Genomic DNA, 26,321 nt, shown 5'->3' on the forward strand with positions numbered 1-26,321 from the left:
CCCCCTTATTAATTCTTATCAAACCACGCGACCAGTTCCATTGTATTTTTCGGCTTGGAACCATCATAATAGTTCACGTCCTCTGTAATCCCGGTCAGCCGGATTTTCAGACGCTCTCCTTCCGCTTCAACAACCTCCATCTTATTATCGATGGTAGGCTGATGCTCCATATAGTACAGGTTCCCCTCCACATCTTCCTCCCGGTTAGGCTGTTCCAGGCAGAATCCCGGCTGCAGGGAAGCCGCTGGGATTTTCAGCGAATAGAAGTTTACCTCCCATGACGGCTCCGCTTCCAGATATGCCGTATCCTCATGCAGGCCATCCCCCATGCCAAAATCCATTTCCAAGCACAGCATATCCGGGTCATCCTCTGTCCCATCGCCCTCTATGATGTACCACTTTGCCGTTTCCACCGGATACCGTTCCACGCCACAAAAACGGGTTAAATACAAAACATTCTCATCCATTTCTGTTCTTCTCCATATCCTCACTTTTCATACAAGTCATTTCCAAATCTTTTTGCAGAACCCAGCCCGTCAGTTATATCGGAAGCAATATACCTATCTGGTAGTCCTTTCCCCTGCAATAGCAAACTTCCTTTATCATCTAGCCAAATCACCTTACGAAGTATGTCGCCATCAAAAAACAGGATATCCTTTCCTGTGGATAATTCAGGCTTCAGACAGTTATTCGGTATTCCAATGCGTTCCCACGCAGGTTCAATCAGCTCCAGGCCCAAATATTTTCGTTGTTCATTTGTTAATTCCATTTACATACTCCTTAATTGCAATAGAACAATCTAAAGATTTAATTTAACTTTCCACATACAGGGACCTATCTCACATATACTTCTGAATCCACTTGAAAAACGCATCTTCCGAGCTTTCATCGTCCATATTCGCCGGATGCTTCACGACTTCCAGGGCAGTCTTCGGTATCCGGGTGCCGAACGCCTGGGTAACCCAGTTCTGAAACTTTGTATTCGGCTTCACCATCACTTCCGCATCCGGATTCTCATTTGGCGGATACGCAAAATCCTCATCCCAACATATTTCATCATACCCAATAGCAATCAGCCTTAAAAAATCCAGCGCATTATCCGCCAGCATACAGGATAGCATGGAGCCTGAGCCTGAACCCATATGGATAATCTTCAGTTCCCCTTCATCCGTAAGCCAGAACGCCGCCTCGGAGCCCTCCCCACCGGTCTGTGCAAAGACACATAGCCTTTGCTGCAGTTCCTCATCTTCCCCACTGGCAAACCAATATTTCAAGTTTTCTGTTCCTCCCGGATAAAAGATGATTCTGGTTCCTCCCTCTCTTCCATGCTCAGTCCGGCTCGCCATCAGCTCATCCTCTGGAAACAGGACACCATACCTGCAGCCATTTTTATCTATATAGAGATGATTATCCTCAATATATTGATATAGCGCCTTTATCTCCTTCGGAATCTGCATACCACTTGGCATCACATTGCGCAACTGATCAATCATCCTGTTTTTCACAGCACTCCTCCTTTGTCTGTCCCTGTGAATGCACCACTGTTTTAAACCTATTTTACCACAGACGCCTTATGTTGAGAAGCGTATAACCAGATGCGTCCGGAATGGCTGGGATGTTCTGACATATTGGAAGTAAAGAAAGCAGTTTTGGTTTATCCCACAGTACCTCAACCTTATCCTGTCAGGCGCATCAAGAAATACATAGGTAACCTCATAGCCATCCACGAATCTGCCGCCCCCATGCAATGCACTATATTTCTGTGCGATAACATCCATTTCAGCAAGGTTCTTCGCAGCAAATATTATATATGGTTTTAGTTTCTCAAAACTTACGGCTTGTCCTTCCAAATCAATCAAAACGTCATCATACCACTTATCTTCATGATAAATCAAAACCAATGCATCATCTGACAATTTTAACCCATCCGCATCCACAATCAATTTATCAGCATCCTTGTAGCGTTTGTATATCAACTTATTCCTCCTCCAGCCTGCTTATTAAATACAGAAGACCATAACCAAACTATCCCATCCAAACATCAGATTATATCGCTTCCTCAACGCCTTCCAGGACACACATCAGGCTTGCATATGACGCTTCACTTGCCGCCCCATAAAGCATCTGCAGTTCCCCGTCTCCATGCATCCCCCAGCCTCCACAGTCCATGACGGCCACCATGTTGTCCGGCTCATTGCTATAGAGGGTAATGCGCATGCCGCAAAGGACCCAGTTTTTATCATCCTCCGTCACATAAACCGGTGGGTCCGGAAGCATCAAATCCTCCCTGCGGATTCCGGCGCGCAGACACCCTGGTTCTCATTCAGAAGGATCAAGTAATCCGGTTCCCGCAGCCATTCCCACTTCTGGAAATGTTCCGGCAGCATCCATGTGTCCTGGACACAGTGGAACGCCTTTGTCCGTCCGGCGGCGCGGTAATAATCCTCCAGCACCCGTGGAAGGGAACCGAACAGCTCCTTCAGATATGCAATTTCATTCTCCGTATATCCCTCCAATGTATCCACTGCGTAAAGCGGCTTGAACATTTCCCAAAAAGCTGATATCATAATATCCTCCTCATTTTCTATTCATTGTCAGTTCCTGTACGCCAAAACAGAACCCCCTTCTTCCCCTTGCTTATGGGTTGAATGTCATACACGGAATCCTCATGGCAGGCCCCAAGCTCCTCCACGATGGCAAAAGGCCAGGCGTTCGGGCATCCTCCCTGTGCCAGTTCTGCAAGGCTGGTTGAGTCATCCTCAATCTCCAGGCCCGTCTGTATAGCCCTGACAGGAGGGAATTGCCATACCCTTTTGGAGAATCCCAGAAGTTCCTCAATTCTCTCTTCCTTAAAGCTGACAGGATATCCTTTCGCCAGGACATCCGATTCCGGTATGATGATTTCATAGGTGAACTCCCCGTCCTCCGGGTAATTGTTCATCCAGAATCCCCGAACCTCGGAATAACCACTAAGCTTATACACCACCTGCTTATAATCATGAGAACAGTGTTCCGTGAATCCAAGGTTAAAATCCGCTTCCAGTTTCCGCTGGTTCCATTCAATGGTTTCTTCTAATGAATCCTCCTCATATCCCCAATAGCCTGAAAAGAATTTCATCCCCGCTTTATCAAGCTCCGTATAGAAATCCTTCACAAACGTGGGATAAAGGGCATCCCTTCTGAACTGAACCGATAGATTGAAATATGCAGGCATACCGCTGCCCCTTCCGTTCTTTAATAGGATAAATTATATCATATGGCGAGTGGATGCGGCAACTGGCAGATGGGCAGGGAAAGCATTGTAGAATCCAGACGCACATGCTATACTTTTATAAGCTGATAGTGTTTCTTAAACGAATCGGGATTTGGAGGAAGAAATAATAATGTCAAGTTTAGAAGTGAACATAGAATATATCGAGCAACAAACAATATACGGAATATGGCAAAAGTCAAATGATAAAACAATTTCCAAAGATATAAAGGCTCTGTCTAAACAGTATCATGCCGTGGTTTCCATGCCGGAGGGGAAGGTGTTACCCTATTTTGTTCTGTCCAGAAATTACAATGAGCAAAGCCGCGATTTTGAATTGTTTATTGGCAGTGAGATTAACAAGGATGGTTTAGAAAGCTACGTCCTCCCAGCCAGCGAGTACGCCAAAATCACAGTAAAACCTAAATTGGGCTTTTTGTGGGGTGCTTCTATTGGAGAGGCAAAACAATATTTCTATACAAAATGGCTGCCCACAAGTTCCTTTGAAGCATTAAATTTGGAATATGAGTATCACACAGAAAGAAGTACGGAAAAGCAGCCGGCGATTGACATTATCTTTGCCATTCGACGCAAAGCTATCAATATAAAATTAGACCCAAAGCGCGTCCGGATAGATAAGTGACTTCCCTATGGAGAAGCAATACTTGGGCTTATCCAATAAGAATATCATATCCGAATTGGTTTTTTCGCAATTAACTATGAACCAAGTGTTTTTTTGCATGGCAATAAAACTTCCAGTGAGGAAGCTTTAAAAAGTATTCATTCGCAGTGCTTTAACATCGCATAGGTCCATCTGACCTGCGTCCGCAGGCATATTCAGCCGAGGCAGGAACCAGATGTCCGCCACAAGCGTTACATTTACAGACATCAACCTGATATATAAGTTTAATCATTGCTGCTGCATCAAGTGATTTCAATCTGGAGATGTATTTTTTACAGCCCAGAAGATTTCTGCATAACGTAAGCTTTTTGAGCTTGTTTTTATTGGATAGCATACCATAATGACGGATTCGGACAAACCGTTTCGGTGGCACGTGCATTAGAAAACGGCGGATAAACTCTTCACCGGATACCGTCAGTTCCTTCCATTGCCCTGCATTATTATAATCTTTTACCGCAAAGGTAACGGATTTTTCATCCATATGTATAATCCTGTGGTTGCTGACCGCAATCCGGTGTGTGTACTTCCCCAGGTATTGAATTACTGCCTGCGCCCCTTGAAAGGTCTTTTTACAGTAGGGGCTCCATTCTTTCCCATAGCAGATGTCAAGGAGTTCCTTAAAGGCATAATGATTCTGGTATTTCTGGGAGGTACCGTGGAATTCAAGTTTCTGGTCTGTCCAAAGCTGTTTGAGTTCCATCAGATACTTACCCCGGAATACTCTGGAAATCACGCGAATCGGCTTCTGGTTGTTGTAGATGACAGGGTTCAACTCCTCCGGTACTGTGAATACGACATGAAAGTAAGGTGCATCCAAAACATCTTCTTTTCTGGCATCGACCCATTTTTCCTTTGGGAATTCCTGACACATGGGACAGTACCTGTTCCTGCAGGAATTATGGTGAATGGTAACCGTGCTGCATTCTTCACAGACACTGATATTCACTCCGAATGCTCCGGTCTTGCAGTTCATGATACTGTAGGCAGTTTTTCGCTGTACCGCTGAAAGCTTGTGAGACAGTTCATAGGATGGATAGAACTGATTGAAAATATCCTGTATGGTACATCTGTCACTCATTTCCGGTTTCCCTCCGGTCTGTCAAAGGGACTCTTAATGCCGAGAAGAGATTTGTTGCTGACATGGAGATACTTTTGTGTGGTAACTTAACAATACCGAATTACAGAAGTATTTTCCACTGCTTTTTATTGATTCTTGGAAATATAAACTGCGCCACAGCCTTGGCAGGCCATCGCGCAGCGATTTTGTTCAATCGGAATTTGTGGAGGATTGCTTTTATGAAAAATTTGAAAAAATACAAGAATAGTATCTGGAGAGTTCCTTTGGTTGCAGTAATTGCCGGATTTCTCTATACTCCAATTTATGTAAGAATTGTGATTCAGTTTGGTGTAATCGAACCCGGTGTGATTGACAGTCGGGTATCACTGATGACTAGCTTAGGAATCCTTGCGGCGGTTTTGATATTGGGCGGAATGCTTTTGCTTCGAAAACAGTCGAGAAAGGAAATATTTATTTCCGCCGCTGTTGTTTCTGCTTATGGTTTGATACTGCCTCTTATCCAAGTCCTCATAGGAGCAACAACGGGACCGACTGCGGTTGTATTTATGTACTTGGGACAGCCGTTGGAATGGACCGGCTTTTTCTCGGAACTTTCTTTCTACTTAAAGGAACATTTTGAAATTTCGATTTCTGCGATTGGATGGCTGCGGTTTTTAGTTCCCTTCCTTTTTGTGTTATTCGGTCGTAGAAGAGGTGAATGAAAAAAGATAAATTTCAGTTTATCGAACTGGAACTAAAAGCATTAGGAGGCAAAATGATTTTATACAGACCTGTCGGTACGAAAGAACTAGAATTAATTAGGGAAAGCAATTATCGAATATTTCCGCCAAGGTTAGCGGACCAGCCTATTTTTTATCCTGTACTTAACGAACAGTACGCAACTGAGATTGCTTCCGGCTGGAATGTAAAATATAATGAGGACCACAGAGGTTATGTCACAAAGTTTGAGGTAGACGACCAATATTGCGGACAGTTTGAAGTCCATCAGGTCGGGGGCGCGCACCATAAGGAGTTATGGGTCCCAGCCGAAAAACTGGGCGAATTTAATAAGCATATCATTGGGGAAATACACATCATTAAAGAATTTCCAGATAAATAGCGCCTTTTCATGTTGACTGGCAACCGAAAAAATGGTGGACAAAATGACCAATTGCACATTTGAAGATATAAAGGGATTGTTATCAAAAAGCATCCATGAATATGGTTTTGAGTCAGAATTACGCTTATGCTTTCATGACAACCCGAATGAATACATGATTATAATTTATGATGACCATTGCTCCTTTCAACGGTGCGGCGCCCCGGAAGAAATAAGCGGCGAATATAATTTTGAATCGTTGGATGAATTGTATAAAGCCCTGCAGATTGATGGTATTGTTTTAGAGCGGGACTGGGAAAAGGTTAGGGATTTAGAGTGCATCGATTTTGACATATTAGGCCTATGGGGCTAATGGCGGATTGGACATGCTTCTACGCTCTCTGCCGGATGTGAATGAAACAGGATTTATCAGGAGATGAAGATAAGCCAATGAAAGGAACTACACATAATGGGAAAATTCAGAAAAATCATAGTGGATAATTCAGAATATATGTGGCTCTTCCGATATGATGGTTATGACTATCAAAATTTTCCATACCTGTTGATAACCGCAAAAGCTTTTCCCAAAGCAACCCTGCATATAAACTTCCCAATTAAGGAGCACTTCCTGCTCAACAGCGGTTTGCCCGCTGTCTTTCAGGGGCAGCGAGTGAGCATAAACTTGAACCAGCCATTGTTCATTTCCCAGATAATACAACAATGTAGTAAACAGGCAGATTTATCCAACCTGACCGGTTATCATTATCTGAATGGACTAGAAATCTTGAAAACAGCTGGTTATGAATTGTTTTGGTAACTTTCAGTCCATATAGGCGTTAAGCAGGGGTTTATCGAAAAGTAGAATTGTTTGAAAATCAGGATTTAAGGTACCAGAATGAATCAATTAAGACAAAATTATTATGGCAGCTTATGTACGGAGATGTATGAGATTTTACATGAGAAAGCAACACAAGATGAATTAGACTTTTATGTTTCGTATGCGGAAAAAGGGGACAAAATTTTAGAAGCTCTGTGTGGCAGCGGACGTTTTCTTGTACCGTTTATGGAGTATGGATTTGATAATTGGGGAATAGACTTCTCCAGTGAAATGTTGATTTATGAGGAGAGATATGCTTCAAAATATGCACAGCCACAAGGATATGCGTATGCTATCTGTCTGAAAAAAGATAATCATCCTATCGGCTATATTAAAGTTGATATGGAAGAACACCATGATTTTGATTACGGGCTTAGAAAAGAATTCTGGCATATGGGAATTGTTACCGAGGCAGGAAAAACCGTCGTGGAACATGTAAAAAATGATGGACTGCCCTATATAACAGCAACACATGACAGAAACAATCCGAGAAGCGGTAACGTCATGCAAAAGCTTGGTATGACATACTGCTATTTATCAGCTCAATTTGAATGGCAATACTGGATTTGTAGCTATACTGAAGAAAGAAATCGGTAGGAATCATTTCCTCTATAATAAACAGATATGGGCAGTAGCCAAATGCGATTCAAATGATGATGTCCTGTATCTGGCTGATAATGGCGGAGGCACAGACATATATTATATGTTCCATTTGACTTATTCTGAATATAATGCAGATGGATTCCCCCGTATTCAGAGGATTTTTACATTGGCCTATTTGAAACCGAACAGCAAGCTGAAGATACTGCCCTGCACTATCTTAAAAATATAAAAGGGTTTTGCGATTTCCCCTGTACATACCGTATCGTGAAGAAAGATGTTATTGGTGATTTCAACAGCAGGATATCCGATTACTTATGGACGCTACAGGGATGGAACACAAATGAAAACCTCGATGAGGCAGACATCATCGAAAGCCCATGCTTCCTCACAGAAGAACAGGCGGACGCAGAACTTCCGGTCATGAAGAAGAAATACCAACGGGCAGAATGGACTGTGATCCGATGGAAATTAGGCGCGTTGAAATGGAGTGAAGGTTTTGTCCGAATGGTCGGCGGCCTGCCTGTTAACTGATTGCAAAATTAAAAGGAGATACAGAACAATGAGCAAATATAACGCCCTATGGAAATATGTACAGAAAAACGGAAGCCATTCGTTCAAGCTTACCTTTGAGGAGATACAGGAGATTGCAGGCATTCCCATAGACCACTCTTTCTTGAATTATAAAAAGGAACTGACAGACTACGGCTATCAGGTCGGCAAGATATCCATGAAGGAGCAGACGGTCATTTTCAATAAAGTGGGCTAATGGATATAGATATAAGAAAGAAGGCTTTTAATGGACTCACATGATACATTAGAACAAATCAGCATGCTGAATAAGGAAAGTCAAGCCGGCCTTTTATTCTGTTATAAGGCTCTGAAAATATATGGGTATGACTATCAGCAGGCCCTTGCATTTTTAAAATCCGATAGGTTTAAGAGGTCATTCCTTACATCTCATAAGCATTAATTGACAGGATGTACAGATGCCAAAAGAATCTGGAACAAAACAACAGGCTGCCCTCCAATCTTCTCCCCTTTTTAAGCGGCAGAATGGCCCGATGCCGGAAAAAGCGGCCGATGACCCCGGGGGGTGCCGGGACAAGGGGCCTGGGAGATTCAAGGCACGCAAAAAGGACCCAAAGTATGGTTTTCACATACCTTAGGTCCTTATTTTTGATATTTTAGCCCCAAAATAGTACTGTTTTGTGGGCCAACGTGCCTATTTTAAGTGGTACATCAACAGAACAATTACATCCCCATCTGCTTAGCTACTTCTGCTGCAAAGTCCTCGTTCTTCTTCTCCAGACCTTCGCCTGTCTCGAAACGGATGAACTTCTTCACCTTGATGTTGGCGCTGTTAGCCTTGGCTACAGAAGCAACATACTGGGATACGCTCTGCTTGCCGTCTTCTGCCTTTACATAAACCTGATCCAGCAGACAGGTTTCTTTCAGTTCTTTGTTGATACGGCCCTTAACCATGCCTTCGATTATCTTGTCGTTGGCATCTGGCTTCTCGTTCTTAGCTGCTGCTGTAAGGATTTCAGTCTCTTTTGCAATGTAATCATCGCTTACTTCATCCCTGCTGGTGAACATTGGCTTTAATGCAGCTGCCTGCATTGCTACGTTCTTAGCCATATCTTTGATTTCATCATTGATAACGTCTGTCTCAACATCAATCAGAACGCCAATCTTGCCGCCTGCATGAATGTAGGAAGCAACAAAACCATTTGCCTCTTCAACCTGCTCAAAACGGCGGATGTTCATGTTCTCGCCGATAATAGCAATCTGGGATGCAAGGGCTTCCTTTACAGTCAGTGTCTCATCCTTAGCCCACTTCTCTTCCAGGAAAGCATCCAGGTCTTTAGCGCTTGTAACCAGCGCCTGTGCTGCCACATCCGCAACATAGGTCTGGAACTTCTCATTCTTAGCAACGAAATCAGTCTCAGCGTTAACTTCAACTACAACTGCTTTCTTATGGTCATCGGTTAATGCGGTAGCCACGATACCTTCAGCCGCAATACGGCCAGCCTTCTTAGCTGCTCCGGCAAGTCCCTTTTCCCTCAGGAACTCAACGGCCTTATCCATATCGCCGTCAGTAGCTGCAAGTGCCTTCTTGCAGTCCATCATTCCGGCACCGGTCATTTCTCTTAAATCTTTTACCATTGCTGCGGTTACTGCTGCCATTTCATTTTCCTCCAATTATAAGTTTTAGTTTTTTAATTAAGCTTCTGCTGCCTCAAACGCCTCTGCAGAAATCTCAATCTCCATTGCGCCTTCTAAAACTTCGCCCTGCTTCGCCTCGATTACAGCGTCAGCCATCTTGGAAACAATCAGCTTAACAGCCCTGATGGCATCGTCATTGCCAGGGATAACGTAATCCAGTTCTTCCGGATCGCAGTTGGTATCAACAATACCGATTAACGGAATACCCAGGGTATGTGCTTCCTGTACGCAGATATGCTCTTTCTTAGGATCTACAACAAAGATAGCATCCGGCAGTTTCTTCATATCTTTGATTCCGCCAAGGTTTCTCTCTAACTTATCCCACTCTTTCCTTAACTCGATGACTTCCTTCTTTGGAAGGACATCAAATGTTCCGTCCTCTGACATGGTCTCAATCTGTTTCAGTCTTGTAATACGGCTCTGGATGGTCTTGAAGTTGGTCAGCATGCCGCCCAGCCATCTCTCATTTACATAGTACATACCGCAGCGCTCAGCCTCAGCCTTGATAGCTTCCTGTGCCTGCTTCTTGGTACCAACAAACAGGATGGTGCCGCCGTCAGCAGCAATGTCGGATACTGCCTTGTAAGCCTCGTCTACTTTGCCCACGGACTTCTGTAAGTCGATGATGTAAATACCGTTTCTCTCGGTATAGATGTATGGAGCCATCTTAGGGTTCCATCTTCTTGTCTGGTGACCGAAATGTACACCAGCTTCCAGTAACTGCTTCATTGAAATAACGCTCATGTTCTTTACCTCCATTGGTTTTCAGCCTGCCGCGTTTCACGTGGTTCAGGCGCATCCGCCTGCTTCTCATATTTCCCGGAAGACCTGTCCGGATATTGATTCCCAGTTTAATACTGGTTTCCAATATACTTCCAGGCACCGTCCCGCAGAATCCACAGACGTGTTTTTTGTCAGCCTTACCAATATATCACAAAAAGCAGCAGCTTGCAAGCACTTTTACGTGTTTTTTGCAAACTGCCGTTCTGTTTTGGCTTTTTATGTTATATAATGTGGTCAGACATGACGCTGCTGCGTCATTGGGCATTATTTCAGATTTGTGTTGGAGGCCTTAATTGCCTTCAATTCGTCAAATACCACATCGTTCAGGACCTTGATATATGTTCCCTTCATACCGGAGGAACGGGACTCAATCACACCTGCGCTTTCGAACTTGCGAAGGGCGTTCACAATGACGGAACGGGTGATTCCCACGCGGTCAGCAATCTTGCTGGCTACCAGGATTCCCTCGTTTCCATCCAGTTCCTCAAATATATGGATGATTGCTTCCAGTTCAGAGAATGACAGGGTACTGATGGCTGATTTGACAATCTGCACCTTCCTTGTTTCCTCCGCGTTCTCCTCATTGACGGAACGCATCATCTCCAGCCCCACAACCGTGGTCCCGTATTCGCTCAGTATGATATCGTCGATATCATACTGGGAATCTGACTTATAAATAAAAAGGGTGCCCAGGCGTTCTCCTGCAATATCAATAGGGGTGATGATGGCCTGATACTTCTTTACATTCTCCTCTGCAAAGCCCAGGGTGGCCAGGTTTACATTCTCCTTTGTTGACAACACGCTGAGGAGGCGTTCATTCAGCATCTTATCCACATATCCTCCAACCTGGTCTTCTATCAGTTCCTCTATCTCATCCACATCCGAGCAGATGCTTACCCCCAGTACCTTTCCCTTCTTACTGATGACAAGTATATTGGATAACAATATCTCACTTAGAACCTTGCATATATCGTTAAATACCACTTTATGAGAATTGTTGTTATGCAATAGCTTGTTGATTTTTCTGGTTTTGTCCAACAATTGAACACTCATAATCGAAAACCTCCTTATCCAATTTGTATAACGCCCCAAAATACTCTACTAATAATTGAATTTTAACACAATTTTTAAGCAATAACAAGAGTTTTTTGAAGTTTTCGATTATTTTAAGATTTTAATAATTTTCGATTCGGTTTTACTATTTTTTCTATTTTTCCATGCTGTCCGGCTGATCCTTCTTATCTGTGCGGTATCCGCAGGTCTCGCTGGAACAGAGCAGCTTATTTCCTTTTTCCACCATGTAGGAGCCGCAGTTGGGACACTTCTGGGTGGACGGCTTCTGCCAGGACATGAAGTCACATTCCGGATTATCCTCACATCCATAATACAGACGCCCCTTCTTGGTCTTCTTAAGGACCACCTCTTTGCCGCACTTTGGACAGGGTACGCCAATCTTCTCAAAATAAGGCTTTGTATTCTTACAGTCCGGGAATCCGGGGCAGGCAAGGAACTTTCCATGGGGGCCATACTTTATGACCATCTGGCGGCCGCAGAGGTCGCAGACCTCATCCGACACCTCGTCTGCAATCTTGACGGATTCCAGTTCCTGCTCCGCAATCTTCACAGCCTCATCCAGATCCGGATAGAAATTACTGACCACTGTTTTCCAGGCAACGGTCCCGTCCGCCACCTTATCCAGCAGGGATTCCATGTTGGCCGTGAAATTCAGGTCCACAATGCTTGGGAAGGAGCGCTTCATGATGCGGTTCACCACATCGCCAAGTTCCGTGACATAAAGGTTCTTGCTTTCTTTTACAACATACCGCCTGGCAATGATTGTGGTAATGGTCGGGGCGTACGTACTTGGACGGCCGATTCCCTGTTCCTCCAGGGCCTTTACCAGTGAAGCCTCCGTATAATGGGCGGGCGGCTGGGTAAAATGCTGGCTTGGCTTAAGTTCTTCCAGCTTCAGTGTGATGCCCTTTTCCAGGTTTCCAAGGACCTGGTTCTTCTCCTCTTCATCGTCAGCTTCCACATACACTGACATAAATCCTTCAAAGGTCAGCCTGGAGGCGGATGTTGTGAATATGTGGGTGCCTGCCTCGATTTTAACGGAGGTGGTCTCATATACAGCGGAGGCCATCCTGCTGGCTGTAAAGCGTTTCCAAATCAGCTGGTACAGACGGAACAGGTCGCGCTGAAGGGATTCTTTTACAATGGTAGGTGTCAGCGTAATGTCTGTTGGCCGGATTGCCTCATGGGCATCCTGGATTTTACCATTATCCGTTTTCGCCTGGCTGCCCTGGGCCACATAATCCGCTCCATAATGTCCCTTGACGAATTCCCTTGCAGCTGCATCTGCCTCGTCCGCAATACGGGTGGAATCCGTACGCAGGTATGTGATAAGTCCCAGCGTCCCATGTCCCTTTACCTCAACGCCTTCATACAGCTGCTGGGCAAGACGCATGGTCTTCTGTGTGGAAAAATTAAGGGCCTTGGATGCTTCCTGCTGCAGGGTACTGGTCGTGAAGGGAATCGGCGCCTTCTTAATACGCTCTCCTTTTTTCACTTCCTCTACCTGATAGGTGCAGCCTTCCAGTTCTTTTAAGATACGGTCCAGCTCCTCCTTATTGCGGATGGTGGCCTTTCCTCCCTTTGTATCTTTGGAACCATAATACCGGGCTGCCAAAGGCTTCTTGCTCCCCTTCATCAGGAAATCAGCCTCCAGGTTCCAGTACTCCTCCGGGATGAATGCGTTGATCTCATCCTCCCGGTCACAGATCATCCTGAGGGCAACAGACTGTACACGTCCCGCACTTAAGCCTCTTTTTACCTTTGCCCAAAGCAGGGGGCTGATTCTGTAACCGACCATACGGTCCAGCATCCTTCTGGTCTGCTGTGCGTTCACCAGATTCATATCAAGGGTCCTGGGGGTTTTAAAGGAAGCCTTTACCGCATTTTTTGTGATTTCGTTAAAACTGATACGGTAAACATCTTTTCCCTTCTGCTCATCCAGCTTCAATGCTTTCATAAGATGCCAGGATATGGCCTCTCCCTCACGGTCAGGGTCAGTTGCCAGATAAATCTTATCAGCCTTTTTTACTTCCTTGCGCAGCTTGGCAAGCACATCCCCTTTTCCCCTGATGGTGATATACTTGGGTTCATAGTCATGTTCCGCATCAAATCCCAGCTGGCTTTTGGGAAGGTCCCTTACGTGGCCTCCGGAGGCATCCACCTCATAGTTGCTGCCCAGAAACTTCTTGATGGTCTTTACTTTTGCTGGTGACTCCACAATTACCAGATAATTTGCCATTGTAAAACTCCTTATTCCCTATTCATATATTGATAAATACGTAATAATGCTTATGGTTGTGTCATCCGCCGGATGTAACACTGGCCGTTGGTCCGCAGTGCAAATCCCCCCAGCTCCAGTTCGCAGAGCGTGCTCATGCACTGGCTTACAGGAAGCCCTGTCTGCATGGCAATCTGTTCCAGGTGCCTGGGTTCGGAATCTAGGCAACTATACACCATTTTTTCAAACTTGGCAAGTCCCTTATCTGCTTTTTCGTAAGAAATCATTTGTTTTTCGTAAAAAATGCCCATATATTCCAGAACATCGGCGGGTGATGTAAGTATCCCTGCGCCGGCCCTTATCAGATGATTACAACCCTCGCTCAGGGAATCGGTTATCCGCCCCGGAAGGGCAAATATCTCTTTTCCCTGCTCCAATCCCAGCTGGGCCGTTATCAGGGAACCGCTCTTCTGCCTGGCCTCCATCACAAGGATGATATCCGATAATCCGCTGATGATACGGTTCCTTGCAGGGAAATTACCTGCACGCGGTTCTTCATCCGGGGGATATTCAGACAGGATGCCGCCGTTTTCCAGAATCTGTTCAAATAACCTGAAATTGGTTCTTGGATAGCAGATATTGACACCACAGCCCAATACTGCGAATGTCTTTCCCCTGCCTTTGATAGCGCCTTGGTGGCCGGCCCCGTCTATCCCCAGAGCCAGGCCGCTGACAATCCGTACGCCCTGTGCGGCCAGTTCCCTGCCCATGTATTCAGCGGACTGCTTACCATATGATGTACAATTCCTTGCTCCTATGACAGCGGCTGACGGATATCCGTCCTCAGGCAATTCCCCCTTTACATACAGGCCCATGGGATAGTCATAGATATGCCGGAGCCTCTCCGGATATTCCGTGTCCAGGGGCGTAATATACCGGATTCCTTTTTCTCCAAGGTTATAATATTCTTCCCGCATGGGTTCCAGCTGTTTCTTCCAGGCATCAAATTCCCGACATTGTTTTGCACTGTAAAGGATTCCCCTGCGGTATAGTTCCATTCCTTCTATATAATATACAGACTCAAAACTTTCAGCCTGATTCCATATCTTTTGTACTGTAACAGAGCCAAAACCAGGGCACCTGGTCAGCCAGTAAAGAAACTCCTTTTCCCTTGCTGTCCTGGCTGCGGCATACTCCATCTCATCCCATCTTCGTGCTATCCCCATAACCGTTCCTCCAGCATTCCATAACCCAGTGCTTCAGATAAATGTTTCCTGCGGATGAAAGCACATCCATCCAGGTCCGCAATGGTTCTTGCAACCTTTAATATCTTGTGGTACCGCCTGGCGCTGAGCTGTTTTGTCTCATAGACTGTTTTCAGGAAGGTTCCTTCTTCCTGGCCCAAGGTGCAGTATGCCTGGGTTTCTTTTATCCCCATCCTGCTGTTAAACCGTATCTTAGTCCCTCTGAACCGCTTTGCCTGGATATTCCTGGCCATCTCCACCCTGCGTCTGATGGATGCAGAATCTTCACCATTCCCTTTTGTCCCATTCAGTTCCTCATATGTCACGGGCGAGGCATCCACACATATATCAAACCTCTCCAGGACAGGCCGCGGTATATGGTCCAGATATCTCTGGATCTGCAGCTCTGAGCAGCTGCATCTTGAACGGTCAGGGTAAAAACCGCAGGGGCACGGATTGGCAGCAGCCACCAGCATGAAATCCGCCGGAAACTCATAACTGCCGTGGACCCTGGTAACCGTGACCTTATGTTCTTCCAGAGGCTGCCTCAAAATATCAACCGCCCCCCTGCTGAAATGGGGTAATTCATCCAGGAACAGGATTCCGCCGGTTGCAAGGGAGAGCTCCCCGGGACGTGCCTGGGCTCCTCCGCCAGTGAGCGCCAGCGGTGTAATGGTGTGGTGGGGACTCCTGAACGGACGGCGGGATAAGAGCGGCCGGTCAGGAGGAAGCAGGCCGCAGATACTGTATATCTTAGATATCTCAATGTCTTCCTCCCTGGTCAGGGAAGGCATGATGGTGGGAAGCCTTTTAGCAACCATGGTCTTGCCGGTTCCGGCGCTTCCGTTCATGAAAAGCCCATGCATGCCGGCGACAGCGACTTCAGCAGCCCGCCTCAGCACCAGCTGGCCCCGGATATCCCTGAAATCCACATCGTAGACTTCTTCCAACCGGCCCCCTTCCATCGATGACGTGTATGGCGTTATGGATGACGGCTGCCTAAGCATGACCGCCATCTGGCCCAATGATTCCACCCCGATGATTGATATGCCCTCAATCATCCTTCCTTCCATGGCATTGGCCGCGGGCAGGAAACAGCGTTTCAGCCCATATTCCCTGGCCGCATCCACCAGCGGCAGAACGCCGCTAATGGGTTTCACGCGGCCGTCTAATCCCAGTTCCCCAATGACCAGGCTGTCCTTAAGCCCCCTGGTGTCAGCCTGTTCAAACGCACCCAGAACCGCGATTGCTATGGGCAGGTCATACGCAGTCCCTCCCTTGTGTATGCCGGCCGGTGACAGGTTAACCGTGATTTTCTTTGCCTGGAACCGGAAACCGGAATTGCGCAGCGCCGTGCGCACCCTTTCCTGTGATTCCCTTACCTCGGAAGCCAGCTGGCCTGAAATGGAAAATCCCGGCAGGCCGTTGGAAACATCCGCTTCCACGGAGACAACATACCCCCGGACAGCCCGAATGCCCCCGCTGTTAATTTGTGTAAACATCCATATGCCCCTTTCTTTTTGATTTGGTAAAAAACAAATTGGAATGTGGCGTAAATACCCGCCGGATGATTTCTGGACAGAACAGGAAAATACCTGTTCCAATGAAATACAGATAGTATTACTATACTAAAAGAACAACAAAAAGACAAGGGGCATGATTGATTTCATCTCAATACGCGTGAACAGCTGCCAGGCCGCGCCTGATGGTCGTTATCCCGGTGTGCTTCCTCTTTTGAACTCTGTCATATAGGCCCGGTAACGCAGGGGCAGATGGTTTCTTTGGCAGACAGGGTTTGTCCTTTCTTTAATTGCAATGGTGTGAAAAAAGGAAATCCACAAATCCTCGTATTCCCGCTCATCTGTTTCCTGCTCCAGACACAGCTGCCATATGCTGTCCCCATCCGGCTGTTCCAGCGGATGGTTAACCAGAATCCATGGTTTTCCCCTGGGATGGACCGCTGCCTTTTCCCGGTTCTCATCATAAATAATCCAATTCTCTTCCGGAAGCCGGTCCGCAAAATGGGGCGCCAGCAGGGTCATCACATCATTCTTGGGTCCAATCCTTGCTACCAGGACACCCCCTGATGCCTGGGAAAACCGCAGGAATTCCACCAGAAGATGGTTCTCATTATAAACATTGCGGCACAGTTCAAATATCTCACAGCTCTCAGGAATCTGAAGCTGGTCCAGGATTCCCGGTCCAATGCTGAATGCCTGTACAAGGAAACGGTATATCTTGTCTGCCCTCCCCGCATCCTGGCTTAAGGATGCAACATATATCTTCTTATATACTTCCTGGGAGAGTTTGCCGCACACGGAGTTAATTACCTTCCGGGCCTTCCCGTGGGTGGATTCCGACTCCACATACTCGCTGAACAGTTCCAGTTCATGGTAGGTTCCCTTTAGTTCCAGGCGCACATTGTCATGGCCCTTCCGGCTCATCCACGCATCATATACACCGCAAAGAATCCCCTCAAAATCCGGCACGCATAAATATATGGTCATAGCAGATCCCTCCCTTACCCTAAAAATGCCCGGCCGCAGCGGCATAGTGGTCATCTCTGGTCACAGGCATCTCCATATGCATATCGTCAAACAGGGAAAGCTGCCGGAAGCTGTCCCTGTGTTCGATATCCCATCTGGCCCGCTGCTCATCTCCCACAAGACAGTTTGTAATATAATCCTGATCCAGCCTTGCCCCCTCCATCATGCGCCCGGAACAGGTGATGAAATATCTGGCCCTCTTTAAGACCACTCCCATCTTCTTCAGATCCTCAAACCCAAGTCTTCCGCTTCTTCTGGCGGCAACAATCCTGGAAGCAGACTTAACCCCCATTCCAGGCACCCTGAGAAGCTGGTCATATGGAGCAAGGTTCACTTCCACCGGAAAGCCTTCCAGATGTCGCAGGGCCCAATCACACTTAGGATCCAGAAACACATTAAAATTCGGCCTGTCTTCTGAGAGCAGCTCCTCAGCCCTGAAACCGTAAAAACGCAGAAGCCAGTCCGCCTGATACAGCCTGTGCTCCCTGAGAAGCGGCGGGCCATCCGGAAGGCTTGGCAGACAGCTGTCCTCATTCACAGGAATGTAGGCGGAATAGAATACCCGCTTCAGTCCAAAATTCCGGTACAATGACTGGGTGACAGACATCATCTGATAATCATTCTCCGGCGTGGCGCCTACAATCATCTGGGTACTCTGCCCGGCTGGTACGAATGCCGACTTCTTATATTGGGAAGCAGGAAGCACAAGGCGGCTTTTCAATCCTTTGGAGTGGTTACCGACATGGGAATCAGAGTGCATATCCTTAAGCGGATTCCCGCCCGCCACCTCCTGGGCTGCTCCTGCCATTCCCTGGGCTGCTCCTATCATTCCCCGGGCTGCTCCCTGTTTCATGGTTCCCGCGGATATGGTCCTGTCCAGCGCAGCCCCCGGCGCCCCGGCCAGTTCCGGCCGTATCAGGGCAGCGCCTCCTGCAAACCCGGCACGCTCCGTACTGTATGGCTTCTTATATCCCCTGTCATACCCAAGCAAATGGCTGGATACGGAAATCCCCTGCTGTATCTGCCGCATGGGCGCAAGTATCTTGTCCCGCGTCTTGCCCGGCGCCAGATTCTTAAGCCCCTCCGCGGTGGGCAGTTCAAGGTTGATGCTCATCCTGTCCGCCAGAAACCCGGTGCGCTCCACCAGTTCTGCATCCGCTCCAGGTATGGCCTTGACATGGATGTATCCGTTGAAGCACCACTGGTTCCGCAGCTTATATAAAGTCTCGTATATCTGTTCCATGGTATGGTTGGCATTATAAAGGATACCGGAGCTTAAGAACAATCCTTCGATATAATTCCTCCTGTAAAACTCAATGGTCAGCCTGCACACCTCATCCGGTGTGAATGCCGTCCTGACCACATCGTTGGAACACCGGTTGACGCAGTACTTGCAGTCATAAATGCACTGATTGGTAAAAAGTATCTTCAGCAGGGATATGCATCTTCCGTCCGCGGCAAAGCTGTGACAGATTCCTGCTTCTGATGTATTCCCGATGCTTCCCGCCTTTCCCTTGCGCTTCACGCCGCTGGAGGTGCAGGCCACATCGTACTTGGCCGCATCCGTAAGTATCTTAAGTTTATCCTGAACGGACAGATTCTCCTGTATTAACATGGCATCGCCTCTTTCGAACATATGTTTGTTTATACAGTTTAGCATATCCGGACACGAAAATCAACCCCAGAAGCGAACATCTGTTCTTTTTATCCTTATACATAAAAACCTGGGGCCGGATTCATCCTCCGGCCCCAGGCCATCCTGTTTCATGTATTGAATTAGTCCCTGTATCCATCCGGGTTCATGGACTGCCATTTCCAGGAATCAGCGCACATTTCCTCAATTCCCTTTTCAGCAACCCAGCCCAGTTCCTTCTTTGCCTTAGCGGAATCAGAGTAGCATACGGCCACATCCCCGTCCCTGCGCGGCTTGATTTCATACTTCAGTGTCTTACCGCAGGCTTTCTCATATGCATGAAGCACATCCAGGACGCTGTATCCAACGCCTGTGCCCAGGTTATAGATGCTGACCCCTTCCTTGTCGGTAAGCTTCTTCACAGCCTTGACATGTCCCTTTGCCAGGTCAACCACATGGATGTAGTCACGCACGCCGGTGCCGTCCGGGGTATCATAATCATTACCGAATACGTTGAGATATTCAAGCTTTCCAACAGCCACCTGTGCAATATAAGGAACCAGGTTGTTGGGGATTCCCTTGGGATCTTCTCCAATCAGGCCGCTTTCATGGGCACCGATGGGATTGAAGTAACGCAGAAGCACCACATTCCACTCATCATCCGCCGTATGTAAATCCGTAAGGATCTGCTCCAGCATACCTTTGGTACGTCCGTATGGATTGGTAATCTCACCCTTGGGGCAGTGCTCGGTGATGGGGATCTCAGCCGGGTCGCCGTACACGGTTGCGGAGGAACTGAACACAATATCCTTTACCCCATGCTTCCTCATCTCATCACAGAGAATCAGGGTTCCCGTTATATTATTATGGTAGTATTCAAGAGGCTTATGCACGGACTCGCCCACTGCCTTAAGTCCTGCAAAATGTATGACAGATTCTATTGTTTCCTTATCGAACACGTCCTTAAGCGCAGGCTGGTCTAACAGGTCCACCTCATAGAATTTAACCTTCTTACCTGTAATCTGCTCCACCCTCTGAAGCGCCTTCTCACTGGAATTGTAAAGGTTGTCTACTACTACTACATCATAACCTGCATTTAACAGTTCCACACAGGTGTGGCTTCCGATATAACCGGCGCCTCCAGTTACTAAAATCGCCATTGTTTTTCCTCCTTCATCAACACTTGGTTACCGCAAGAAAGGCAGAACAGGTATGAAACCGCCGGTCCTGCCTGCTATGAATAGTATAAAGGCAATGCTTCGATAAAACAATGCACAATTCTTCTATCTTTTTATAATATTTTTCGAATTTCAGCTTTCAGTGTTAAAATGCGCAGGACCGAAGCATCCAGACGTTCCAGCGGTATTTCCCCATTCCCGGCCCCTTCTACCACAGCTTCATAGGCAGCCGGAAAGTCCGCAGGCATCAGGAGCATGTCCACACCGGCCTTCAGCGCCATGACTGCTGCCTGCCCGGAAGGATAGTGGTCCTCAATGGCCCCCATGTTTAATGCGTCCGTGATGATGATGCCTTCATACCCCATCCTGTCCCTGAGATATTCCTGGATTACCTGGACGGAAAGGGAACAGGGAAGATCCCCGCCCGTGATTTCAGGCAGCGATATATGGCCCGCCATGATAAAAGGCACCTGATTCCCCACCATGGCATAAAATGGTTTCAACTCAGACTCCTCAAGTTCTTCCCATGTTTTATCTGTATAGGCAAACCCTTCATGGCTGTCCCCCTTTGTGGCTCCATGTCCAGGAAAATGCTTTGGCGCCCCATAGACGCCATGTTCCCAAAGTCCCTTAAGGTATGCCAGGGACATTTCCGATACCAGCTGTGGATCCGAACCAAAGGAGCGCCTCTTTACCACTGTGTTGTCCGGATTGGTCAGGACATCCGCATCCGGTGCGAAATCCAGGTTCACCCCGTATTCATGCAGGTATGCCCCTATGGTACTGCCCGCCTCATACGCCTGGCTGCTGTCCCCGGATGCGCCGATTACGGCCATGGGCGGCACCTGCTTTACCTGAAAGCCGCCATGGTTCCCAATCCTGGCAATATCCCCGCCCTCTTCATCCATGGAAAGGAACAGCGGTATCCCAATCTCCTCCATGGCCATCTTCTGGGTATCTCCGGTCATTGTCCTTAACTGGTCAGCATCCTCCAGATGATTGGAAAAATAGATAAGGCCGCCTACCGGATACTTCCTCAGCGCTTCCCTGGTAACCTCCCCGGCCCGTGTAACCTGGCTGCAGCCTGTAAGCTGTTCCGGCGTGATGATGAATAGCTGCGCCGCTTTTTCTTCCAGTGACATGGCCTCCAGCTGTTTCCTGGCCCATTCCTCCTGGCTGTTTACTCCATCTTTTCCTGTATATCCCCCAGCTTCCATCCCATCACCACCGCCGTCAATGTCATATCCCACGGGGTCCGTCCCATCGCCCCCGCCTTCCGTGTCATTTTCCCTTCCCTGCATCTCATCAGTCCGGGTTCCCATTCCATTCATCCCGGCTTCCGGTCCGCGGCTTCCATTGCCCATGCCTGGCAGCGGGCCTGCAAAGCAAAGGATTGCCGCAAGCAGCAATGTAACCGCACACACTCCTGCCAGACAGCCAAACCATACTTTTCTGTTGTCTTTTCTTCCGGAACTCCCTTTTTCCATGACCCCCATGTCTCCTTCTGCCTTCTTAATCATGATACCGGCTTTCTATAGTATAAATGATTCAGCCCCATGTGGTAAAGGGGGGGTCCACAGCAAAAAACCACAAAAACAGCATCGGAACCATAATCAGTCCCGATGCCCCGTATTTCCCATCTTTTCTCTTATCCGTGTCTTGAAAATTCCGCCCGTATCTTCTCAATTGCCTTCTTCTCGATGCGGCTCACATAGGAGCGGGAAATGCCCAGATTGCCCGCAATCTCCCGCTGGGTATGTTCCTTTCCCCTGTACAGCCCGTAACGCATTCCCAAGACGGTCTTTTCTGTCTCCGTCAGACAGGCTTCAAAGGCCTCGTACAGTTCTTTCACATCCTGCTTCAGTATCATTGTATCCAAAGTTTCTTTATTGTCCATCTCAATGACATCTACCAGGCTTACGGTCTCGCCGTCCTTGTCTACCCCGATGGGCTCAAAAAGAGACACTTCTTTGGAGAATTTCTTGCTGGCACGAAGGAGCATCAGTATTTCATTTTCCACGCATCTGGCTGCATAGGTGGCCAGTCGCGATCCTTTATCGGCATTAAACGTATTCACGGCCTTGATAAGGCCGATGGTCCCAACAGACAGCAGGTCCTCCATATCATAATCAGAGCCCTGGTACTTCTTTACCACATGGGCTACCAGACGCATATTATGCTCAATCAGCATATCCCTTGCTGACTGGTCGCCCTCTTTGCAGCGCTCCAGATACTCTTTTTCCTCTCCTGCTGATAATGGTTTTGGAAAAGTCTTCAAAGAAAGCCACCCTGCACATTCTTAATTTCATTCTATGCGAGGGCAGCTTGCCAAGTGCTTTTACAATTTTTTCGGGGCTTATACTATTTTACGACAAACATGTCTTTATACTTTTTACGGTCCAGACTATGGTTGTACACCAGCATTTCATAGTCCAGGACCATGTCCTGGTACGGGCAGCGCTCCGATTCTGCCTTGGGCCAGTAATAATAATTTCCTTCCCTGTCATAACAGCCAAGGAAATGCACCACGGGCAGGACTTCCTCCAGCTGGAGAAGAAAACGGTTATATGGCGTCATGGCCAGGTTTGCCCTTTTCAATACCTCCGTGGAAAGGTAGACAGCCCCCAGTTTTCCCATGTCCTCAGATGGCATGTCATAGTTGGTCCAGATAATAAAAGGCGTCTCATACCACATCAGACGGTCCTGGACCGGCACCTGGCTGCTGGGCATGCCTGCGATGGCATCATAGAACTCATCCTCCACACTGGGCTGATGGTCGCCAAACATGACAATCATGGTGGGTTCGTCCACCTGTGAAAAATAGTCCAGCAGGTACCGGAATGCCTCGTCTGATTTTTTCATCAGGGAAAGATACTGGTCTGTCTTGGGGTATTGGCCCTCATATTGGCCGGTAAGCCATACCTCCTGTTCAAAATTATCATATTCCCCCTCATAGCCCCCATGGTTCTGCATGGTCACATTGAAGATAAACAGCCTGTCTTCCGGTGATTCCTTGCTTTCCACCACGTCAATCAGCCTGTCATAATCAGCCTTGTCGCTGACATAGCTGCGCAGCTGTTCACTTTCCTCATAAAATTCCTCATCCATGAATTCATCAAATCCCATGTTCCGGTAGCACTCCACACGGTTCCAGTTCTCCCCCGGATAAGGATGCATGGCAACCGCGGCATACCCCTGGGCCTTCAATGTGCTTACCAGGGAATAGGTATCCGGCTTTACATTGAATTGGTATGCAATGGAGTTGGCAGGCAGAAGCGCCATGGAATCCCCTGTAAGGAACTCGTACTCCGAATTGCTTGTCATGGAACCGAACACAGGCACGGTCAGGCTGCCCTTTACCACATTTTCCTTAAGGCTGTTGATGAATGGGAAATACTCCACATTGGTGGTAAAATCCCCGGCAGCCCTAAGGTCAGACAGACTCTCATTCATGATACAGATCAGGTTCACAGGTGTAATGTCGCCGCTGCCGTCCGTCTGTACATTATCCAGGGATGCCAGCTGCAGCTGCCCTTCCTCCTCCAGCCTGCCGTAAATCTCCTTCAGCCGCCCGGTGCCGTAGCCATGAGGCGGCTTCTTAACCACATACTGCATGGAGACAGCCGTGGACAGCACATATCCATATTCCTTATATGTGTCATTGACCTCCCACATGTTGATGCCCCATCCCTGCCCCGGCACCAGGGAAATAAAAAACCATGCCGCAAAACCGCCTGTCAACGCCGCCACCGCGCTGCCCGCCGCCAGACGCTGCCTCCATCCCCTGAGCCGGAACGGTGCAAACCACAGACCTGCGTTCATCAGCACGACTGCCAGGCAGGCCACCTTCATTTCATGTGAAATCACGAAGGCATAATTCCCAGCCACCGTGGCCGCTGTCTTAAAAGCCATCACATCCCAGAGCATGATGGGCCTTCCCCTGAACCCGACCACAAATGCCTCTGCCATGGATATGATGAGCAGCGCCACGGAAACAACGGGCACGGCTGCACGGCTGGTCCCGCTGACAGCAAAGACAGCAAGATAAAGCACATAAATCCATGCAATGTTCCACACCGCCATATCACCAGGAACCGTGGCCAGATTACCCGTTACATATTCAAACAGGACATACGATACACAGGGTACCAGTATGAGGCACACGGTTCCAAACACATTCCATATGATTTTTATTGATTGTTGCAGCTTTTCCTTTGTCACCGATATTGTCCCTCTGCAGCTTTTGCCTGATTTTCAAGGCGTTTTTATCCTGCTGCATTCCTCTCTGACTGCATTTTCCCGGCGCGGCCTTTCAGGCGCATCCCTTCCCGGCGCGGCTTCATTAACAAGCATATCCTAGCACAAACATTTTTCAGGTTCAAGAGACAAATGCTTCCATAAAAGCGAGTTCACAAAAGCTTCACATTTACAGGACGGGCCGGACAGGCGGCCGGATGCCGACCATCTCCCGGGCGTCCTGACCATCCTGATGCTACAGCCGGATACAATACTTCCCGGTGACAATCCTCCGGTAAAAGATGACGGTCAGCACGGTAGCTGCAATCCATCCAAAGGGCCAGGCCATCCAGATTCCCATGCTGCCGAAGCGGCCGGTAAGGATATTGGCCACAATGATGCGCAGGATTAAATCCGGCACCGTGGCCAGCACAAAGTATGCCATTGCCCCGGATCCCCTGATGATCCCATCCGTCATCAGCTTGATGCTTATCATGAAATACATGGGGCTCACAATGCGCAGGAAGTCCACGCCGGATTGGATTGCCTCCCCGCTCCCATTCCCCAGGAACAGTCCCATCATCTGCCGGCTGAAGCCAAAATAAAGGACAAAAAACGGGATGGCCGCAAGGATGGACAGCCTGACGCCTGTCTTGAATCCAAGGGGCAGCCGCTCCTTTTTACCGGCTCCCAGATTCTGGGCCGTGTAACTGGACAGGCATCCGCCCAGGGACATGAATGCATTGATTGCAAATGTGTTCAGTTTGATTGCGCCGGAATATCCCGCTATGACAGCGGATCCATAACGGTTCACGATTTCCTGGACAAACATGTTCCCAACAGACAGCACACTCTGCTGCATGATGCTGGGAACAGCAATGGCAGCAATCTGTGACAGCAGCAAAAGGTCAAAAAGCACCACCCTGCGGCTGGTCTTTATCCCCTTAAGCCTCAGGGACAGCGTCACAAGGGCCAGCCCGGCCGATATGCCCTGGGCAATGAAGGTGGCCCAGGCAACGCCTGCCACACCCCAGTGGAACTTTGCCACAAACCAGTAATCCAGCAGGATATTGCCAATGGACGAACCAATCAGGAAATAGAGGGGCGTCTTGGAGTCCCCCAAGGCCGTGAAGATTCCGGTACATACATTGTACAGGAACAGAAAGGTAAGGCCGAACACATAAATCTTAAGGTACAGCTCCCCATCGCCGAATATATTGGACGGGGTATGTATCAGACGCATCATGCTGCCGCAGTACACATATCCCAGCACGGTGAGGATTAAACTCATGAGACCGCAGGCAATGAATGCAGTGTAGACAGCGGATTTCATTTTCCCAATGTCCCTTGCGCCAAAAAGCCTGGATACCACCACGGACGCCCCCAGGTTGCTGCCCACTGCAAAGGCCATGAAAATCACCGTGATGGGATAGGACGCCCCTACGGCTGCCAGCGCATCCTCCCCGGCAAACCGCCCGGCTATGCTGCTGTCCGCAATATTGTAAAGCTGCTGGAACATGACGCTTATAAACATGGGCAGCAAAAACCGCCACAATGTATGTTTAGGATGTCCCACTGTCAGATCCGTTATCATACAACATATCTCCTCATTCAA

30 protein-coding genes are annotated in these 26,321 nt (G+C 47.9%); 9 read left to right on the plus strand and 21 right to left on the minus strand.

Going from position 1 to position 26,321, the window contains the following annotated elements; all coding sequences use genetic code 11:
• Positions 1–8: 8 nt before the first annotated feature.
• The 7 genes from DWX59_RS14880 to DWX59_RS14905 form a co-directional block, all read right to left on the minus strand.
• Positions 9–467 (minus strand): hypothetical protein, encoded by a 459-nt coding sequence (locus DWX59_RS14880; RefSeq protein ID WP_117559985.1) that lies wholly within the window; start codon positions 465–467, stop codon positions 9–11.
• Positions 468–487: 20 nt separating this feature from the next.
• Positions 488–769: a hypothetical protein gene (locus DWX59_RS14885; protein WP_117559986.1), complete on the minus strand. Its 282-nt coding sequence runs from the start codon at positions 767–769 to the stop codon at positions 488–490.
• A gap of 70 nt (positions 770–839) precedes the next feature.
• Positions 840–1,505 carry an SMI1/KNR4 family protein gene (locus DWX59_RS14890; protein WP_117559987.1) on the minus strand — a complete coding sequence of 222 codons (666 nt, stop codon included), beginning with the start codon at positions 1,503–1,505 and terminating at the stop codon, positions 840–842.
• Between the two features lie 66 nt (positions 1,506–1,571).
• Positions 1,572–1,976 (minus strand): hypothetical protein, encoded by a 405-nt coding sequence (locus tag DWX59_RS14895; protein WP_117559988.1) that lies wholly within the window; start codon positions 1,974–1,976, stop codon positions 1,572–1,574.
• Between the two features lie 70 nt (positions 1,977–2,046).
• Complete coding sequence (locus DWX59_RS29335) at positions 2,047–2,277, minus strand: hypothetical protein (RefSeq protein WP_227116784.1); 231 nt, start codon at positions 2,275–2,277, stop codon at positions 2,047–2,049.
• A complete protein-coding gene (locus tag DWX59_RS29340; RefSeq protein ID WP_227116785.1) occupies positions 2,277–2,567 on the minus strand; it encodes a hypothetical protein in 291 nt (96 codons plus the stop codon). The genes DWX59_RS29335 and DWX59_RS29340 overlap by 1 nt, the downstream gene beginning before the upstream one ends.
• Before the next feature lie 17 nt (positions 2,568–2,584).
• Positions 2,585–3,214 carry a hypothetical protein gene (locus DWX59_RS14905; protein WP_117559989.1) on the minus strand — a complete coding sequence of 210 codons (630 nt, stop codon included), beginning with the start codon at positions 3,212–3,214 and terminating at the stop codon, positions 2,585–2,587.
• Between the two features lie 169 nt (positions 3,215–3,383).
• On the opposite strand from DWX59_RS14905, the gene DWX59_RS14910 reads away from it, so the two are divergent.
• Positions 3,384–3,893, plus strand: coding sequence for a GyrI-like domain-containing protein (locus DWX59_RS14910; protein WP_117559990.1), 510 nt, complete (start codon positions 3,384–3,386; stop codon positions 3,891–3,893).
• 151 nt (positions 3,894–4,044) lie between these two features.
• Here DWX59_RS14910 and DWX59_RS14915 read toward each other — a convergent pair whose 3' ends face one another.
• Positions 4,045–5,010, minus strand: coding sequence for an IS91 family transposase (locus DWX59_RS14915; protein ID WP_117559991.1), 966 nt, complete (start codon positions 5,008–5,010; stop codon positions 4,045–4,047).
• A 218-nt stretch (positions 5,011–5,228) separates the two neighbouring features.
• Here DWX59_RS14915 and DWX59_RS14920 point away from each other — a divergent pair, with 218 nt between their 5' ends.
• The 8 genes from DWX59_RS14920 (at position 5,229) to DWX59_RS14955 (ending at position 8,334) form a co-directional block, all read left to right on the plus strand.
• On the plus strand, positions 5,229–5,711 hold the full coding sequence (locus DWX59_RS14920) for a hypothetical protein (protein ID WP_117559992.1): 483 nt from the start codon (positions 5,229–5,231) through the stop codon (positions 5,709–5,711).
• 53 nt (positions 5,712–5,764) lie between these two features.
• Positions 5,765–6,109, plus strand: a complete 345-nt coding sequence (locus tag DWX59_RS14925) for a hypothetical protein (protein ID WP_117560070.1) — start codon at positions 5,765–5,767, stop codon at positions 6,107–6,109.
• Between the two features lie 154 nt (positions 6,110–6,263).
• Positions 6,264–6,461: a hypothetical protein gene (locus tag DWX59_RS29345; RefSeq protein ID WP_235845060.1), complete on the plus strand. Its 198-nt coding sequence runs from the start codon at positions 6,264–6,266 to the stop codon at positions 6,459–6,461.
• A 96-nt stretch (positions 6,462–6,557) separates the two neighbouring features.
• Positions 6,558–6,905: a hypothetical protein gene (locus tag DWX59_RS14935; RefSeq protein ID WP_117559993.1), complete on the plus strand. Its 348-nt coding sequence runs from the start codon at positions 6,558–6,560 to the stop codon at positions 6,903–6,905.
• 78 nt (positions 6,906–6,983) lie between these two features.
• Positions 6,984–7,562, plus strand: a complete 579-nt coding sequence (locus tag DWX59_RS14940) for a GNAT family N-acetyltransferase (RefSeq protein WP_235845061.1) — start codon at positions 6,984–6,986, stop codon at positions 7,560–7,562.
• Positions 7,498–7,797 (plus strand): hypothetical protein, encoded by a 300-nt coding sequence (locus DWX59_RS30010; RefSeq protein WP_369910986.1) that lies wholly within the window; start codon positions 7,498–7,500, stop codon positions 7,795–7,797. The genes DWX59_RS14940 and DWX59_RS30010 overlap by 65 nt, the downstream gene beginning before the upstream one ends.
• A 35-nt stretch (positions 7,798–7,832) precedes the next feature.
• Positions 7,833–8,099: a hypothetical protein gene (locus DWX59_RS14950; RefSeq protein WP_235845062.1), complete on the plus strand. Its 267-nt coding sequence runs from the start codon at positions 7,833–7,835 to the stop codon at positions 8,097–8,099.
• Between the two features lie 28 nt (positions 8,100–8,127).
• A complete protein-coding gene (locus DWX59_RS14955; RefSeq protein WP_117559995.1) occupies positions 8,128–8,334 on the plus strand; it encodes a hypothetical protein in 207 nt (68 codons plus the stop codon).
• Between the two features lie 485 nt (positions 8,335–8,819).
• Here the strand turns inward: DWX59_RS14955 and tsf are convergent, their stop codons facing one another.
• The 13 genes from tsf to DWX59_RS15030 all read right to left on the minus strand — a co-directional run bounded on the left by tsf (position 8,820) and on the right by DWX59_RS15030 (position 26,300).
• A complete protein-coding gene (gene tsf, locus DWX59_RS14965) occupies positions 8,820–9,755 on the minus strand; it encodes a translation elongation factor Ts (RefSeq protein WP_117559997.1) in 936 nt (311 codons plus the stop codon).
• A 36-nt stretch (positions 9,756–9,791) separates the two neighbouring features.
• The gene (gene rpsB, locus DWX59_RS14970) at positions 9,792–10,538 is read right to left on the minus strand and encodes a 30S ribosomal protein S2 (RefSeq protein ID WP_117559998.1); all 747 of its coding nucleotides are present in this window, start codon (positions 10,536–10,538) and stop codon (positions 9,792–9,794) included.
• A 303-nt stretch (positions 10,539–10,841) separates the two neighbouring features.
• Positions 10,842–11,630, minus strand: coding sequence for a GTP-sensing pleiotropic transcriptional regulator CodY (codY, locus tag DWX59_RS14980; RefSeq protein WP_117560000.1), 789 nt, complete (start codon positions 11,628–11,630; stop codon positions 10,842–10,844).
• 154 nt (positions 11,631–11,784) lie between these two features.
• The gene (gene topA, locus DWX59_RS14985) at positions 11,785–13,890 is read right to left on the minus strand and encodes a type I DNA topoisomerase (protein WP_117560001.1); all 2,106 of its coding nucleotides are present in this window, start codon (positions 13,888–13,890) and stop codon (positions 11,785–11,787) included.
• A 50-nt stretch (positions 13,891–13,940) separates the two neighbouring features.
• Positions 13,941–15,095 carry a DNA-processing protein DprA gene (dprA, locus tag DWX59_RS14990; RefSeq protein ID WP_117560002.1) on the minus strand — a complete coding sequence of 385 codons (1,155 nt, stop codon included), beginning with the start codon at positions 15,093–15,095 and terminating at the stop codon, positions 13,941–13,943.
• Entirely contained in the window at positions 15,086–16,615 is a 1,530-nt protein-coding gene (locus tag DWX59_RS14995) for a YifB family Mg chelatase-like AAA ATPase (protein WP_117560003.1), read from the minus strand. Before DWX59_RS14995 ends, dprA begins: the two co-directional genes overlap by 10 nt.
• Positions 16,616–16,825: 210 nt before the next feature.
• On the minus strand, positions 16,826–17,620 hold the full coding sequence (locus DWX59_RS15000) for a TIGR03915 family putative DNA repair protein (RefSeq protein ID WP_117560004.1): 795 nt from the start codon (positions 17,618–17,620) through the stop codon (positions 16,826–16,828).
• Positions 17,621–17,639: 19 nt separating this feature from the next.
• Complete coding sequence (locus DWX59_RS15005) at positions 17,640–19,274, minus strand: putative DNA modification/repair radical SAM protein (RefSeq protein WP_117560005.1); 1,635 nt, start codon at positions 19,272–19,274, stop codon at positions 17,640–17,642.
• A 161-nt stretch (positions 19,275–19,435) separates the two neighbouring features.
• Positions 19,436–20,452, minus strand: coding sequence for a UDP-glucose 4-epimerase GalE (galE, locus tag DWX59_RS15010; RefSeq protein WP_117560006.1), 1,017 nt, complete (start codon positions 20,450–20,452; stop codon positions 19,436–19,438).
• A gap of 131 nt (positions 20,453–20,583) precedes the next feature.
• Positions 20,584–21,990, minus strand: coding sequence for a glycoside hydrolase family 3 protein (locus DWX59_RS15015; RefSeq protein ID WP_235845063.1), 1,407 nt, complete (start codon positions 21,988–21,990; stop codon positions 20,584–20,586).
• 128 nt (positions 21,991–22,118) lie between these two features.
• Positions 22,119–22,748, minus strand: coding sequence for an RNA polymerase sporulation sigma factor SigK (gene sigK, locus DWX59_RS15020; RefSeq protein WP_117560007.1), 630 nt, complete (start codon positions 22,746–22,748; stop codon positions 22,119–22,121).
• Between the two features lie 83 nt (positions 22,749–22,831).
• Positions 22,832–24,691 carry an LTA synthase family protein gene (locus DWX59_RS15025; protein ID WP_117560008.1) on the minus strand — a complete coding sequence of 620 codons (1,860 nt, stop codon included), beginning with the start codon at positions 24,689–24,691 and terminating at the stop codon, positions 22,832–22,834.
• A 271-nt stretch (positions 24,692–24,962) separates the two neighbouring features.
• Positions 24,963–26,300 (minus strand): MATE family efflux transporter, encoded by a 1,338-nt coding sequence (locus DWX59_RS15030; protein WP_117560009.1) that lies wholly within the window; start codon positions 26,298–26,300, stop codon positions 24,963–24,965.
• Positions 26,301–26,321 lie beyond the last annotated feature (21 nt).

This window comes from Enterocloster aldenensis (assembly GCF_003434055.1).
GTDB lineage: Bacteria > Bacillota > Clostridia > Lachnospirales > Lachnospiraceae > Enterocloster > Enterocloster aldenensis.

Bases quoted from the DNA above. Each gene is read 5' to 3' on its own strand.
- DWX59_RS14880 (WP_117559985.1), bottom strand. From the start codon at position 467: ATGGATGAGAATGTTTTGTATTTAACCCGTTTTTGTGGCGTGGAACGG.
- DWX59_RS14885 (WP_117559986.1), bottom strand. From the start codon at position 769: ATGGAATTAACAAATGAACAACGAAAATATTTGGGCCTGGAGCTGATT.
- DWX59_RS29335 (WP_227116784.1), bottom strand. From the start codon at position 2,277: ATGCTTCCGGACCCACCGGTTTATGTGACGGAGGATGATAAAAACTGG.
- DWX59_RS29340 (WP_227116785.1), bottom strand. From the start codon at position 2,567: ATGATATCAGCTTTTTGGGAAATGTTCAAGCCGCTTTACGCAGTGGAT.
- DWX59_RS14905 (WP_117559989.1), bottom strand. From the start codon at position 3,214: ATGCCTGCATATTTCAATCTATCGGTTCAGTTCAGAAGGGATGCCCTT.
- DWX59_RS14910 (WP_117559990.1), top strand. From the start codon at position 3,384: ATGTCAAGTTTAGAAGTGAACATAGAATATATCGAGCAACAAACAATA.
- DWX59_RS14915 (WP_117559991.1), bottom strand. From the start codon at position 5,010: ATGAGTGACAGATGTACCATACAGGATATTTTCAATCAGTTCTATCCA.
- DWX59_RS14920 (WP_117559992.1), top strand. From the start codon at position 5,229: ATGAAAAATTTGAAAAAATACAAGAATAGTATCTGGAGAGTTCCTTTG.
- DWX59_RS14925 (WP_117560070.1), top strand. From the start codon at position 5,765: ATGATTTTATACAGACCTGTCGGTACGAAAGAACTAGAATTAATTAGG.
- DWX59_RS29345 (WP_235845060.1), top strand. From the start codon at position 6,264: ATGATTATAATTTATGATGACCATTGCTCCTTTCAACGGTGCGGCGCC.
- DWX59_RS14935 (WP_117559993.1), top strand. From the start codon at position 6,558: ATGGGAAAATTCAGAAAAATCATAGTGGATAATTCAGAATATATGTGG.
- DWX59_RS14940 (WP_235845061.1), top strand. From the start codon at position 6,984: ATGAATCAATTAAGACAAAATTATTATGGCAGCTTATGTACGGAGATG.
- DWX59_RS14955 (WP_117559995.1), top strand. From the start codon at position 8,128: ATGAGCAAATATAACGCCCTATGGAAATATGTACAGAAAAACGGAAGC.
- tsf (WP_117559997.1), bottom strand. From the start codon at position 9,755: ATGGCAGCAGTAACCGCAGCAATGGTAAAAGATTTAAGAGAAATGACC.
- rpsB (WP_117559998.1), bottom strand. From the start codon at position 10,538: ATGAGCGTTATTTCAATGAAGCAGTTACTGGAAGCTGGTGTACATTTC.
- codY (WP_117560000.1), bottom strand. From the start codon at position 11,630: ATGAGTGTTCAATTGTTGGACAAAACCAGAAAAATCAACAAGCTATTG.
- topA (WP_117560001.1), bottom strand. From the start codon at position 13,890: ATGGCAAATTATCTGGTAATTGTGGAGTCACCAGCAAAAGTAAAGACC.
- dprA (WP_117560002.1), bottom strand. From the start codon at position 15,095: ATGGGGATAGCACGAAGATGGGATGAGATGGAGTATGCCGCAGCCAGG.
- DWX59_RS14995 (WP_117560003.1), bottom strand. From the start codon at position 16,615: ATGTTTACACAAATTAACAGCGGGGGCATTCGGGCTGTCCGGGGGTAT.
- DWX59_RS15000 (WP_117560004.1), bottom strand. From the start codon at position 17,620: ATGACCATATATTTATGCGTGCCGGATTTTGAGGGGATTCTTTGCGGT.
- DWX59_RS15005 (WP_117560005.1), bottom strand. From the start codon at position 19,274: ATGTTAATACAGGAGAATCTGTCCGTTCAGGATAAACTTAAGATACTT.
- galE (WP_117560006.1), bottom strand. From the start codon at position 20,452: ATGGCGATTTTAGTAACTGGAGGCGCCGGTTATATCGGAAGCCACACC.
- DWX59_RS15015 (WP_235845063.1), bottom strand. From the start codon at position 21,990: ATGATTAAGAAGGCAGAAGGAGACATGGGGGTCATGGAAAAAGGGAGT.
- DWX59_RS15030 (WP_117560009.1), bottom strand. From the start codon at position 26,300: ATGATAACGGATCTGACAGTGGGACATCCTAAACATACATTGTGGCGG.